The sequence below is a fragment of the Cupriavidus taiwanensis genome, from assembly GCF_900249755.1.
GTDB classification, from domain to species: domain Bacteria; phylum Pseudomonadota; class Gammaproteobacteria; order Burkholderiales; family Burkholderiaceae; genus Cupriavidus; species Cupriavidus taiwanensis_D.
In genome coordinates, this window is record NZ_LT976854.1 from 101,368 (window position 1) to 115,279 (window position 13,912).

The 13,912-nt window shown below is 62.0% G+C and carries 8 protein-coding genes; 3 read left to right on the forward strand and 5 right to left on the reverse strand.

Features of this window, described 5'->3' with window-relative positions:
• Nucleotides 1–81: 81 nt before the first annotated feature.
• The 5 genes from CBM2594_RS16350 to CBM2594_RS16370 all read right to left on the reverse strand — a co-directional run bounded on the left by CBM2594_RS16350 (nt 82) and on the right by CBM2594_RS16370 (nt 7,878).
• Nucleotides 82–1,122: a DUF4365 domain-containing protein gene (locus tag CBM2594_RS16350; protein ID WP_198048157.1), complete on the reverse strand. Its 1,041-nt coding sequence runs from the start codon at nt 1,120–1,122 to the stop codon at nt 82–84.
• A gap of 12 nt (nt 1,123–1,134) precedes the next feature.
• On the reverse strand, nt 1,135–1,386 hold the full coding sequence (locus CBM2594_RS16355) for a hypothetical protein (RefSeq protein ID WP_147310425.1): 252 nt from the start codon (nt 1,384–1,386) through the stop codon (nt 1,135–1,137).
• Nucleotides 1,387–1,517: 131 nt separating this feature from the next.
• Entirely contained in the window at nt 1,518–3,281 is a 1,764-nt protein-coding gene (locus tag CBM2594_RS16360) for a UvrD-helicase domain-containing protein (RefSeq protein ID WP_116357890.1), read from the reverse strand.
• The gene (locus CBM2594_RS16365; protein WP_116357891.1) at nt 3,274–5,349 is read right to left on the reverse strand and encodes an ATP-dependent nuclease; all 2,076 of its coding nucleotides are present in this window, start codon (nt 5,347–5,349) and stop codon (nt 3,274–3,276) included. The genes CBM2594_RS16360 and CBM2594_RS16365 overlap by 8 nt, the downstream gene beginning before the upstream one ends.
• 948 nt (nt 5,350–6,297) lie before the next feature.
• Nucleotides 6,298–7,878 carry an isocitrate lyase gene (locus CBM2594_RS16370; protein WP_116357892.1) on the reverse strand — a complete coding sequence of 527 codons (1,581 nt, stop codon included), beginning with the start codon at nt 7,876–7,878 and terminating at the stop codon, nt 6,298–6,300.
• A gap of 471 nt (nt 7,879–8,349) precedes the next feature.
• On the opposite strand from CBM2594_RS16370, the gene flhB reads away from it, so the two are divergent.
• From flhB to flhF, 3 genes are read left to right on the forward strand one after another with little or no spacing between them, the layout of a single operon-like run.
• Nucleotides 8,350–9,492, forward strand: coding sequence for a flagellar biosynthesis protein FlhB (gene flhB / locus CBM2594_RS16375; protein ID WP_116357893.1), 1,143 nt, complete (start codon nt 8,350–8,352; stop codon nt 9,490–9,492).
• Nucleotides 9,489–11,570: a flagellar biosynthesis protein FlhA gene (gene flhA, locus CBM2594_RS16380; protein WP_116357894.1), complete on the forward strand. Its 2,082-nt coding sequence runs from the start codon at nt 9,489–9,491 to the stop codon at nt 11,568–11,570. The genes flhB and flhA overlap by 4 nt, the downstream gene beginning before the upstream one ends.
• Before the next feature lie 10 nt (nt 11,571–11,580).
• Nucleotides 11,581–13,908, forward strand: a complete 2,328-nt coding sequence (gene flhF, locus CBM2594_RS16385; protein WP_116357895.1) for a flagellar biosynthesis protein FlhF — start codon at nt 11,581–11,583, stop codon at nt 13,906–13,908.
• Nucleotides 13,909–13,912: the final 4 nt, after the last annotated feature.

Sequence of the window (13,912 nt, forward strand, 5' to 3'; positions counted from 1 at the left end):
CAATTGCCGGCCCTGAAGCGACAGTTGGGCTATCAACAGCCGGTCATTCACGGGTGGAGTTATGGACGATTGTCATACCCTTCAAATTTCTATGCCTGTTTTTTCTTTCAACTCAGAGAACTTGATTGTCTCAAAAAGGCTAAAACTGATTACTTGTCCCTGATGCCTGTCGAAATCATAGCCCCACTTCCTGAGAGTCTCGTTAGACGTGTCGCCCGGGAGAACGGTTTCATAGACTAGACGCAGATAGGGCCTGTCTTTGAGACGCCAGTAGTACTTGCTTGCGAATACCTTGCGTCGCAAAACCTTGAGCTCTTCAACAAGGGATGGAATAAGCACGCGAACTGGCGTTTGCGCACTGAAATTAGTCACCTCGTCGGTCGCCCACTCACCTGAATTTTTGACCCAGTAATCGAAAGAGTACAGATGCTTTCGCTCCGTCTCAGACCGACTAGTAGCCTTAAAATCCTTATCCCAAAGCAGAACTCGACACGTGTCCAGCAGCGTCTTCAGTACGTCCGGCTCGTGGATCTCAACATGAGCATCGTAATGGTAAACGTCGACGTACAAGCCGAGGAATAGCTTCAAGTAACGGAGTGCCGTCTTATGGGAGTAGATCAAGTCGGGGAGTGATGGAGAATGCGCAAACCAGAGAGTGAAGACGGCCGGCATCATCTCCCGAACCTTGTGCTCCTCCGTCTTCGCAATCTCAGGCAAGAACTCTATAGTTTTGGACTTGTCGTCGCCGTTGATTAGGGAAGCCGCCTGCCAGAAGATCGGGCGTGACACATGGATCTCTTCTGTATTCAAGTCAACTGCGTACAAGATCACGTGGGTCTTGTAGCTAAGTTCGGTCCAGTAGTAGAGGGTGCTCTCCTTAATGCCGCCAACGACGGGAATCCGATCCTTCTTACGAACCTTAAGATTCTCGGATGACTTCACCTGAGCTTTAAAATACCGGCCAGTCACTTGATCTTCGTGCACGATCTCGACCTCAAAATCTACTCCGTAGTCGCTTTCCGTCACGTTTCGGAAAATTCCGATATGCCGAAGCTTGTAGACCAGAATCGCGTAAGAATCGGATTCCGCCTTATGTTGCTTAATGCGAGTGGGCAGCTTCACAGAAGTTATGCGCTAATTTAATAAAAATTCAATAGTAACAGTGAAGGCGATCAACGAATTGTCGACGATCTCAGTGACCATGTCGATTGACCGCTCATGATCGGCCAGTGCCCGACGGCGGCCGCAGGCAGATGCGGACCTGAGGCGGCCCGTCGTTGCAGCGCAAAAGCGGTCGTTTAATCCAAACCTTTCGGGCTGACGCCAGGTGTAACGCGCCAGAAAATTTGTGGTAGCCGCGCGTGCTTTTTTGAGCGAATATTTCAAAGGATCGCAGTTGCATATTTCCAGCCAGAATTTAGAAACGGATCCCGGAATGGCTACCGATCTAACCTCGTTTCCGCGCGCCGAGCAGCCTCGTTCCCAATGATCCCCCGGTGCGATGCCACCTCGCATAGTCACGCGGCAGCAGGGTTCGCGGGAAGGGCGATTACATTGTCGTTGCCAAATAGCTCGGTGGCCTTCGCGAGCGACACATCGCTTAGCAGCTGCGTGAACAATAGTGCCAGTCTTCGTTTCGGGCGTGAACACGCGACGTAGAAAAGATTACGATTGCTCTCGAAGAAATCCGTTTTATCGGCCGGTGGGCCGGCATCAATCCATTCCAGCATCTGAGCGAAGTTGTATTTGTTCCAGCCGCGGCCAATAATGACCAGCACGTTCTCAAACTCGGCGCCCTTGACGCCGTGCTTCGTCGCGAAGGGTGTGTGGCCGTCAACGAAAGCGTCGACCGCTTTCAACTCGCGATACGACACGTCTCTTAGCTTCCGCAATTGGGTTACTCGGCGCGACTCTCCCTCGACCGGTTCAGGACCCGCCGCGGCCAGCCGATCCTCACGGACGATCACGGCATCGGGGACGAAGATGTGTGCCTGCATTCTGAGGAAGTCGATGACTTCGCCAATCGTTCCGGTCTGCTGAAGCTGGATGAGTTGCTGGAATGACTGGGACCAAGCCGCCTTGTCTTGGTGTCGGCGGATGTTCGGCCTACCGGAGTCAAGATATCCGAGCATCTCGCCGTAGCGTTGCGCCTGAAAGGCTGCACATGCAGGTTCTACCTGATCTGCCAAGAACTTGATATGGGGATCCTCCTTCTTCAGCCACGCGTCGTTGAACTGACCGTAAATCTGTTGGATAGTCGGATAGCCCTGTTCTCGCGCGAGAACGCTATGACTGAGCATCAGGATCTTCGTGCGCTCGACAGCGAAGTCCCAGCCTTCATCGGTTAGCCGAGCCTTAAGATGGTCGAAATAGGCGCGAGCTGCCTCCAGACTAGTGTCACCGGTCCAATGGCCCCCCCCTCGGCCCGAGAGGCGCTGCCCCGGCCACTCGTTGGTGTGGAACAATCTGGCCTCACCGGGGGCATCGGCGTCGCTAGGGGTCTGGGGCAATCCTGGCCTCATGCGGTTAAGCATCGAGACAATGGGGCTAGCCGACCGGAAATTGGCGTTCTTATTCACTACCTCAAGCGCAGCGTGCTCGACTGCACCGCATCCCTCGCCGTAAATCTTCTGCCAATGATCGCCGAATAGGCCGATCACAGGGCCGGTCCCCGTATCCAGGAAATGCTGCTTCAGGGCGTTCACGAATCCCGCATCGGTATCCTGATACTCATCGATTAGAAGAACGGGATAGCGCGCCGTCATCACCGATCGGAATTTGGGTCGCGCAAGAAGCTCCGACATGAGCACGAGGACGTCCTCGTGCCGTAATGAGACTTCGGTTTCGGTCACTCTGGGGTAGCCGAGTTCGTATTGGATAGCCCGTACGCCGAGATCGATCACCTCCGCGTCTGCCAGCCGTTCGTCCCAGCCCGGGAGTGTCGGAACTAGTGCGCGAATTTCGGGCTGAAAATCCCTCAGCAGCGACCAGCAGAAGCTATGAATTGTTTCCGGCCGCACAGCCGGATGGGCTTGGAGACGAGACGTTATCTCCTCCTTTGCAACGTTGGTAAAGGTAATACAGCCGATCTGCTGCCGATTGCGCAACAGTTCGGCTCCGTGAAGTGTAACCAGCCTACGAAGCACCTTCTCGAGGGAATATGTTTTCCCTGCACCTGCCCCCGCCTCGAGGCGAAAGCTGCGACGGTTGTCTAAGCATTCAAACACGCGCTCCAGCGCCATACGGCCGGCGGCATCTGCCGGGCTCTCCGGATTATTCATGATTCGGTTGCGTAGCATCGGGAATGTCTACCCCGGTCACTTCGGCGACCAACTCCGCCGCAGCCGCCTCGGGGGGCAGGAGGGGCGCAGGATTACCTTCGGCAAGCCACCGCAAGCCCTCGACGATGTATCTTGGTGTCTCCCACTCCGTATTTTCGATCGCGTGTTCGAGCGCGAAGCTCGACTTCTTCTGTTCCGCCGCATGCTCGTAAGCCTGCTCAGCTTGGTCGCCTTCGCCGAGATTGAACAGCGCCGGATTGGCGAGAATGAATGCGTCCTCGAAGCTCCGCGCGGACGGTCCTCCATCCTGCTCCGGTATTTGGTAGGCCAGCCGCCTGCCGGCGCTGATCTTCTCCTCCGCTGTCTTACCCAGGAGCTGTGCCGGGGACACGTCAGGCGCGAACCATTCCTTGATGCAAGCGTTGCTAGTGTAGCTCCCCTGCGCCACCGGGACTGCCACGCGCTTTTTGTTCGCGTTCGGCGTGACAGAGTCGATATCAGTAATTATCAGCGTCCGGAGTTCGAGGAAGTCGAGAAGATCAAAGAAGCGGTGCGCGTAGGCGCCGCCTACCTCCAATATGGTGAGGTATTGGCTGCTGAGCTGCGGTTGTCCCCTGGCCACCGCGTCGGTCTTGCGAATCATTGATGGCAGCAGGAGACGTTCCGACGTGCCCTCGATAAGAATTGCCTTATCAGCGAAAAAAAGATCGCAGCGTGAAAGCGTAAGGTACTGGTGGAGGAACTCGCGTACAGCGGGTTGGGCACCGATCATCCCATCACGGAGGTCCTTGACAAGCGATCGCCGTAAGCCATCGCCGTCGGGAACCGACAAAAAGTAGCGGAGGCACTCGAATCTTGCCTCGTTCGCCATATGCGGCGAGTGGGTTGTCACGACAAATTGCACCGGCCACGGCCGGTTGGCATTCAACTGCGCGACAAAAGCTGCGGCCACGCGCTCGAGCTGCCGAATAAAGACCTCTTGCATCTGCGGATGGAGATGCGCTTCGGGCTCCTCAATGAAAATGAGGTGGACGCCAACGGAAGTGGGCGTCGCTTGGTACTCCCGGAAGAAGCGCAGCAACTGCAGGAGCATAAATACTAGATTTCTCGTCCCCAAGCCGTTATATGTTTCAGGCAGCGTCAACCCATTCACGCCACGATATCTGACCTTGGTATGGTCCTTGAGAAGCTTGTTCACATCGAAGCTCGTCTCGGTCACGAGACCGGGATCCGAGAGACCTGGGTATCCAAAAAGGTCAAAGGTCGGGAGAAGAGAAGTTAGACCGGAATTGAAGCTGTCGTGGACGTTTCCCTGAATACCCTCAACCACTTCCCTGAGCTGTTCAGCCGTCATACGTCTGCCGGCATCGATGTCGTCCGTCAGAGCGGACTCGAATAGCACCTCCACGACTTTGCCGAGGACGTCGCGCTCACGCATCGTGTCGTCATCGAGACCGCGCTGTGCGTTGATGAACCCGCCTCCGATCAGAGTCGTCAGCAGCTTTGTCTCAAGTACCTTGCGGTTGGTGGAGTCGTTGGGGTCGACGGCCTCGAGGGACGCCGCATAGGCGGTCGGCAGCCGTTGGCTCAAGTTGCGGAAGAAGCGTGATCGATCACCGTCGGCGTTATCGATCGGGATCACATGGTCCTCGAAAAGCGTGTCAGGCGCCGTCGCCTTCGGTCCGAACCGAAATTCGAGCCGCACCTGGTGGCATTCTTCATTGAGATCGATAATGCAGTCGCCCAAGGGCCCAAGATCCGGAGCAGCAGTGTCGTATCCGATGTCGAGAATAAGCCTGATCGATGGCAGTTGCCCTAAGACATCGCGGGATTGTGGGTCGGCACGATAAGCCTGGAGGGCCAGCCAAAAGCTCTCGTGGCAACCAAGTGAGAAATCCTCGAGCCGAAAGGTTGGTCCGTTTCCAGACAGAAGGCGCCGGAAAAGTTCGGCAATAGAGGTTTTCCCGCTGTTGTTGCGTCCGACGATGATCGTCGTGCAATCCTCGAACCCAATTTCGATACTTCGCAAGAGACGGAAATTCTCAATCTTTGCCCTGACTATTCGCATTTCGATCCCCCAACGTAAAACATAAACCCTTCATCACTGCTTGTCGCTATCGACTATCGCTCCACCAAGCTAGCCAAGACTGGGAAACGCCGGCCTCATCTGCTCCAATACTGTCGGAAAAAACATGCGCGTTTCGCAAGGCAATGACTAAGCGTTCGTAGAGATGAATTTCGTCGTCGCGCAGGAAAGGCGCCTTGCGAGTAAACTGATACCGTTGCGAAGGCCTCCCCTGTCGCGCTTCGCTCTCGTCGCACCTAAGCGCGTGTTTCAGGATGAACGCCAAGAGGAATGGTGCTTTCATATGTCCCCTTGATGTTCTCGCTCCTCTGCATCGCGATAATTTTTGGTATTAGTGCCCGGCGGCCTGACCGGAGATTATGGCGAGAGGGCTGGATCCTCGCATGCCCCAAACGGAGGGTTCCATCCACAGTTGCCACAGTGAGCACAACTCCGGACAACTTCCCAGGAGGCTTGCGACTTTCGGCATCATCTTTTCAATCGCGAAGACTGCGTCGGATTGTGTGCAATCGGGGGGGGCGCCGCGAGCGGCAGCTTCTGGCCGACAACGGACGGATGCTGTTTGAAGACCTGCCCCATGTCCGCCAGATAGCGAGCCGTTATCCCGTCGTATCTTTGGTTTGCCACAACGGTATTCCGAGCTGTTGATGCAGTTTCAATAATATACATCCAATGTTGCGCCCAGAGGCGCAGGCAGGATCCTCGCCCGCAATCCGCTTAGCGGACAAAGCCTACGCCCGACTCTTTTCGCGTCGTTGAGCGACTTGTATCACGATCTCTCGCGGATTCTGAGAAGCCTCGATTTCAGCTTCTGGCGCGTGCGCTGGCGGCCTGCTTGGGCCCCCTCAAAGAACATTGGCGAGGAGGTTCGCTGCATAAAAAAAACGCCAACCCTCCGGGTTGGCGTTCTCCTTCAATCCCCCACCAGAATCAAAACTGATTCATAGTATTGTCCTTCCCCGCCGCCTTCAGCGCCGCTTCCCCGCTGAAGTACTCCTTGTGATCATCCCCAATATCCGACCCAGACATATTCTGGTGCTTGACACAAGCGATACCCTGGCGAATTTCCTTCCGCTGCACACCAGCCACATAACCCAGCATGCCCTGGTCACCAAAGTACTCCTTGGCCAGATTGTCCGTCGACAGCGCAGCAGTGTGATACGTCGGCAGCGTAATCAGGTGATGGAAGATCCCAGCTTCACGCGACGCATCAGCCTGGAAGGTACGAATCTTCTCGTCCGCCAGCTTCGCCAGTTCGCTGTCGTCATATTCCACGCTCATCAGCTGCGCGCGGTCGTAGCCCGACACATCCTTGCCCTCGGCCTTCATCGCGTCATACGCTTGCTGGCGGAAATTCAGGGTCCAGTTGAACGACGGGCTGTTGTTGTACACCAGCTTGGCGTTCGGGATGACCTTGCGGATTTCGTTGACCATGCCGGCGATCTGGGCGATGTGCGGCTTTTCGGTTTCGATCCACAGCAGGTCGGCGCCGTTTTGCAGCGCGGTCACGCAGTCCAGCACGCAACGCGCTTCGCCCGTGCCGGCGCGGAACTGGAACAGGTTGCTGGGCAGGCGCTTCGGGCGCAGCAGCTTGCCGTCGCGCTTGATGATGACGTCGCCATTGCCCAGCTGGTCGGCCGACAGTTCTTCGCAATCGAGGAACGAGTTGTATTGGTCGCCCAGGTCGCCCGGCTTGGCGGTCACGGCGATCTGCTTGGTCAGGCCGGCACCCAGCGAGTCGGTGCGGGCGACGATGATGCCGTCGTCAACGCCCAGTTCCAGGAAGGCGTAGCGGATGGCGCGGATCTTGGCCAGGAAGTCTTCGTGCGGCACAGTGACCTTGCCGTCCTGGTGGCCGCACTGCTTCTCGTCGGAGACCTGGTTTTCGATCTGGATGCAGCAGGCGCCGGCTTCGATGAATTGCTTGGCCAGCAGGTAGGTGGCTTCGGCGTTGCCGAAACCGGCGTCGATGTCCGCGATGATGGGCACGACGTGGGTGACGTGGTTGTCGATCTTTTGCTGGATCGCGGCCTTGGCGGCGCCGGTGGCGGCGTCCAGTTCGCGGAACAGGCCGCCCAGTTCACGGGCGTCGGCCTGGCGCAGGAAGGTGTACAGCTCGCGGATCAGCGCGCTGACCGAGGTCTTCTCGTGCATCGACTGGTCCGGCAGCGGGCCGAACTCGGAGCGCAGCGCGGCGACCATCCAGCCGGACAGGTACAGGTAGCGGCGCTCGGTGCTGTTGAAGTGCTTCTTGATGGAAATCATCTTCTGCTGGCCGATAAAGCCGTGCCAGCAGCCCAGCGACTGGGTGTACTTCGACGGGTCCGCATCGTAGGCGGCCATGTCGGCGCGCATGATCCTGGCGGTGTACCTGGCGATGTCCAGCCCCGTCTTGAACTTGTTCTGCGCGCGCATGCGGGCGGCGTACTCGGGGTTGATGGCATTCCAGGCGCTGCCGTGGTTCTCTTTCAAAGCAGCCACTGCCTTGATGTCGTCTTGATACTGGGCCATGTCAGTTTCCTAAGATAAGGCGCGTTTGAGAAAAATCGTTTGGCGTGCCGACCGGGGTCGAAGCAAACAGCGTGACCTCATTGTAGGGGGATCCGGCGCCGCTGCGGCTATGTCTTATATAAGACATAAGACTTTGTTTTTCCTTATCTTTCAATGGGATAGGTGCAAATTTTCACGATACGGAACGCCTTTTCGCAGAACGAAAGCCGGCGCTGCGCTGCGCAACACTGAAATCCCACGATGTGAAACGGGCTTTCAGTGAGCGGGCAACGGCTGCTTCAAATCGCCGCAAGTTGGCGGCTTCGCCACTTTCCCCCTAAAGACTCCCGACCCGCCGCCGTTAATCCCAACCGTTCCCCCATTTCCCAAACAGCACCCAATTCCCCCGCCTTTTCGCGCGAATGGGAACACCCCCACGCTTCGATAATCCCCGCTGACGAATAGCGGCTGGCCGCTTCGCACGGAGCGTGGATGTCCGAAGAAAGCGATCTCGAGAAAACCGAACCCGCCTCACCCCGGCGCCTGGAAAAGGCGCGCGAGGAGGGGCAGGTGGTGCGTTCGCGCGAGCTGGCCACGTTCGTAATGCTGATTGCCGGCGTGACCGGCCTGTGGACGCTGGGCGGCCACCTGGGCCGCAGCCTGAACCAGGTGATGCAGGGCGCGCTGCGCTTTGAGCCGGCCACGGCGTTCGATCCGTCGCGCATGCTGTCGCGCTTTGCGCTGATGGTGTGGGACAGCCTGCTGGCCTTCCTGCCGTTGCTGCTGCTGTTCGGCGTGGCCGCGCTGGCCGCGCCGCTGCTGCTGGGCGGCTGGGTGTTCTCGGCCAAGTCGTTTGCGCCGCAGCTCTCGCGGCTGTCGCCGATTGCGGGGCTGGGGCGGATGTTCTCCGCGCACTCGCTGGTGGAACTGCTCAAGGCCGTGGCCAAGTCGCTGCTGGTCGGCGCGGTCGGCGCCTGGGTGCTGTGGCGGCGTTTGCCCGAGGCCATCGCGCTGATGAATGCGCCGGTGCAGGAGGCGCTGCTGCACATGGTCGACCTGGTGATGTTCTGCTGCCTGGTGGTGTCGCTGTCGCTGCTGGTGGTGGCGGCCATCGACGTGCCGTGGCAGTACTGGGAGTTCTTCAAGAAGCTGCGCATGACCAAGGAAGAGGTCAAGCAGGAGTTCAAGGAGAGCGAGGGCGACCCGCATATCAAGAACCGCATCCGCCAGCAGCAGCGCGCCATGGCGCGCCGCCGCATGATGACGGAGGTGCCCAAGGCCGATGTGGTGGTGACCAACCCCACGCACTTTGCCGTGGCGCTGCGCTATGAGGAAGGGCGCATGGGCGCGCCACGCGTGGTGGCCAAGGGCACCGGTGATGTTGCCGCGCGCATCCGCGCGCTGGCGGCGGAGCACCGCGTGCCGCTGATGTCGGCACCGCCGCTGGCGCGTGCGCTGCACCGTCATGTGGAACTGGGCCAGGAAATCCCGGCCGGCCTCTATACCGCCGTGGCCGAAGTGCTGGCCTGGGTCTATCAACTGAAGCACTGGCACTACTCGCAGGGCCCGCAGCCGCAGGCGCCCGCGGACCTGCCGGTGCCCGATGAACTCGCCGTACCGGAAATGCGCGAATGAACGCTCTGAGCAACCTGTTCAATCTTCCCGGCCTGCGCTCCGCCGGCCAGTTCAAGGCCATGACGGGGCCGCTGCTGATCATCATGATCCTGGGGATGATGATCCTGCCGCTGCCGGCCTTTGTGCTGGACCTGCTGTTCACCTTCAATATCGCGCTGGCGATCATGGTGCTGCTGGTCAGCATGTACACGCAGAAACCGCTGGACTTTGCCGCGTTCCCGGCGGTGCTGCTGTTCACCACGCTGCTGCGGCTGTCGCTGAACGTGGCGTCGACGCGCGTGGTGCTGCTGGAGGGCCATACCGGTCCGGACGCCGCCGGCAAGGTGGTGGAGGCCTTCGGCCACTTCCTGGTGGGCGGCAACTTCGCGGTTGGCATCGTGGTGTTCGCGATCCTGGTGGTGATCAACTTCATGGTGATCACCAAGGGCGCGGGGCGTATCGCTGAAGTCGGCGCGCGCTTCATGCTGGATTCGATGCCGGGCAAGCAGATGTCGATCGATGCCGACCTGAACGCCGGCCTGATCGACGAAGCCGCCGCCAAGAAGCGCCGCGCCGAAGTGGCGCAGGAGTCGGACTTCTACGGCGCCATGGACGGCGCCAGCAAGTTCGTGCGCGGCGATGCGGTGGCGGGCCTGCTGATCATGTTTATCAACGTGGCCGCGGGCATGGTGGTGGGCATGGTCCAGCATGACCTGGACTTTGGTACCGCCGTGCACAACTACACGCTGCTGACCATCGGCGATGGCCTGGTGGCGCAGATTCCGGCGCTGGTGATCTCCACCGCGGCCGGCGTGATCGTGTCGCGCGTGTCGAACGAGCAGGACGTGGGCGAGCAGCTCACCGGCCAGCTCTTTGCCAACCCGCGCGTGCTGTACCTGACCGCGGGCATCATCGGCCTGATGGGCATCATCCCGGGCATGCCGCACTTTGCCTTCCTGCTGCTGGCGGGCGCGCTGGTGTGGATGGGCCGCTATGTCGCGCGCCGCGCGGCCACCCAGGCGCAGACCAGACAGCGCGAGGAGCGCACCCCGGCGGTGGCACAGGAATCGACCGAAGCCAGCTGGGACGACGTCACGCTGGTGGACCCGCTCGGCATGGAAGTGGGCTACCGCCTGATCACGCTGGTGGACCGCGCGCAGGATGGGGAGCTGCTGGGCCGCATCAAGAGCATCCGCAAGAAGGTGGCGCAGGAGATTGGTTTCCTGGTGCCGGTGGTGCATATCCGCGACAACCTGGAACTCAAGCCCAACGCCTACCGCATCACGCTCAAGGGCGTGGAGATCGGCCGTGGCGAAGCCATGCCGGGCCAGTGGATGGCGATCAACCCCGGCCAGGTCAGCGGCACGCTGCCCGGCGCGGCCACGCGCGATCCGGCCTTCGGCCTGCCTGCGGTGTGGATCGATGCCGGCATCAAGGAGCAGGCGCAGGCCTACGGCTATACCGTGGTCGATGCCAGCACCGTGGTGGCCACGCACCTGAACCACCTGATCCACATGCACGCGGCCGAACTGCTGGGCCGCCAGGAAGTGCAGGCGCTGCTGGACCGCATCGCCAAGGATTCGCCCAAGCTGACCGAAGATCTGGTGCCGAAGACGATTTCGCTGACCGCGCTGCAGAAGATCCTGCAGAACCTGCTGGACGAAGGCGTGCCGATCCGCGACATGCGCACCATCCTGGATGTGGTGGCCGAGCATGCGCCCAAGATCAGCGATCCGAACGAACTGACCGCGATGGTCCGCGTGGCCCTTGGCCGCGCCATCACGCAGCAGCTGTTCCCGAACAATGCCGACCTGCAGGTGATCGGCCTCGATGCCGGCCTGGAGCGCGTGCTGTCGCAGGCGCTGACCAACGGCGGCGGCATCGAGCCGGGCCTGGCCGACGCGCTGCTGCAGCAGACCCAGGGCGCGGTCACGCGCCAGGAGCAGATGGGCATGGACCCGGTGCTGCTGGTGCCGTCGCAGTTGCGGCCGCTGATGGCGCGCTTCCTGCGCCGCACCATGCCGCAGCTGCGGGTGCTGTCGCACGCCGAGGTGCCGGACAACCGCAATATCCGCATCACCGCCATGATCGGCGCGTGAGGAGTCAACGATGAGCGTAGCCAAGTTTGTCGCGGCCAACGGCCGCGAAGCCATGCGCCAGGTGCGCGAAGCCATGGGGCCGGACGCCGTGGTGCTGTCCAACCGCACCGTCGAGGGCGGCGTGGAGATCGTCGCCATGCGCGATACGGACCTGGGCAGCGTGCAGGCCACGGCGCAGGTGTATGTGCCGCCGGCACCGGCATCGGCGCCGGAGCCCGCGGCCATCGGCGACCTGCGCGGCGAGCTGCAATCGATGCGGGCGATGCTGGAGCGCCAGCTGGCCGGCATCAGTGCGGCGCCGGGCGTCGCCCCCAGCGCGGCGGCCCACGGCGTGGCCGCGAGCGACCCGCTGCGCGAATCGCTGTTCGAATGGATGGTGGGCGCGGGCTTCTCCGGGCAACTGGCGCGCACGCTGCTGGCGCGGCTGCCGCTGGGCTATGACCGGCCCGCGGCGATGGGCTGGATCCGCAAGGAGCTGGCCAGCAAGGTGCCGGTGCTGGGCGACGAGGACAGCCTGTTCGCGCAAGGCGGCGTGCTGGCGCTGATCGGCCCCACCGGTGTGGGCAAGACCACCACCACGGCCAAGCTGGCGGCGCGCTTCGTGCTGCGCCACGGCGCCGACAAGCTGGCGCTGCTGACCACCGACAGCTTCCGTATCGGCGCCCATGAACAGCTGCGCATCTACGGCGATATCCTGGGCGTGCCGGTGCATGCGGTAAAGGATGCCGCCGACCTGCGCTTCGCGCTGGCGGCGATGAAGGACAAGCACCTGGTGATCATCGACACCGTCGGCATGAGCCAGCGCGACCGCAGCCTGTCGGAGCAGATCGCCATGCTGGCCGGCGTGCCCGCGCCGGTGCAGCGCGTGCTGCTGCTCAACGGCGCCAGCCATGGCGATACCCTCAATGAAGTGGTGCACGCCTACCGTCATGACGCCGCGCCGGATGGCGGCGGCATCGATGGCTGCATCATCAGCAAGCTGGATGAAGCCACGCACCTGGGCTCGGTGCTGGACGTGGTGATCCGCCACCGGCTGCCGGTGTTCTACGCCTCCACCGGGCAGCGCGTGCCCGAGCACCTGGAACTGGCCAGCAGCACCGCGCTGGTCGAGCGCGCGTTCCTCACGCCGCGCCGCGGCTCGGTGTTTGCGGATGCCGATGCGGCGCGTCGTGCCGCCGCCGGGGCTGGTGAAGAAACCCCCGCGCGTGGCGGTGCCACCGACGTGCTGCGCTCGCTGACCGATAGCGCCGACGCGCTCGGCCAATGCGTGGCCGAACTCAACGGCGCGGGCCTGGGCTTCGACCTGGCGCGCTCGCTGTGGCAGCAGCGCGGCGCCGGTGCGCCGGCCCTGCGAGCGATGTCGCAGCAGGTGCGCGAAGCGGTGTGCCGCGACGTGACGCGCCAGTGCGAGCAATACGTGCTGGCCATCGCCGCCACGCTGCAGGTGGCCGTGCCCGGCCGCCGCTCGCCCCAGCCGATGCAGCACACGCTGTGGCTGGCCGACCGCAACGGCATGCCGCTGGCCGCCGCCGTCACGCCGACCGGCCGTGCCGGCCAGCCGCTGGGCGAAGCCGAAGCCGACGCCGCCAACCTGCGCGCCGCGATGAGCGCCGCGCGCAAGGTCGTCAACCTGGTCGACGCGCTGCCGTCCGCCGCCACGCTGGCGCGCTGGCAGCAGGCCGGCGAGCGCTGGGTTGCCAGCGCGCGCAAGACCGCGCGCGTGGTCAGCGCCGGCACTGCGTGGAAGCTGGATGCACTGGCCGACACGCTGACCTTCCACGCCGTCGGCGAAGACACCGTGCGCGAGCGCGACGCCGTGCGCTGGCTGGCAACCGCCGACGTGCGCGTGCCGGACAGCCCGGTGCGCGGCAAGGGCACGCCCGAAGGCGGCATCGACGCCTGCCTGGTGGTGGCCCGCCTGGCTGACCGCGCCACCGGCGAGCTGCTCGACACGCGTTACCTGCTGTGCGATCCGGCGCTGGCGCAGGATGTCGCGCAGGTGGCGCGCTGGGCGCTGTGGACCGACGCGGCCGAGCCCGGCCTGCGCACGCTGCGCCATGCCATCGACCACTTTGCGCAGGATGCGCAGGATGCCGCGGGTGCTACCGTAGCCGCGCTGCAACTGGGCCTGTCGGTGCTGCGCCTGGAACACGCGCCAACCGCCGCCGCGCCTGCATTCCTGGCGCGCCTGGCCGGCCGTGCAGTGCGCCCGGGCGCACCGGTGCCGGGCACCGTGCTCAATGAAGGCATGGGCCGCATGCTGGCCTTGCTCGACGTGCTGGAAAACTATCCGGGCCGCGCCACCGCTGCGCCCGCCGCCGCGGAGGCCCTGCAGTGAGCAC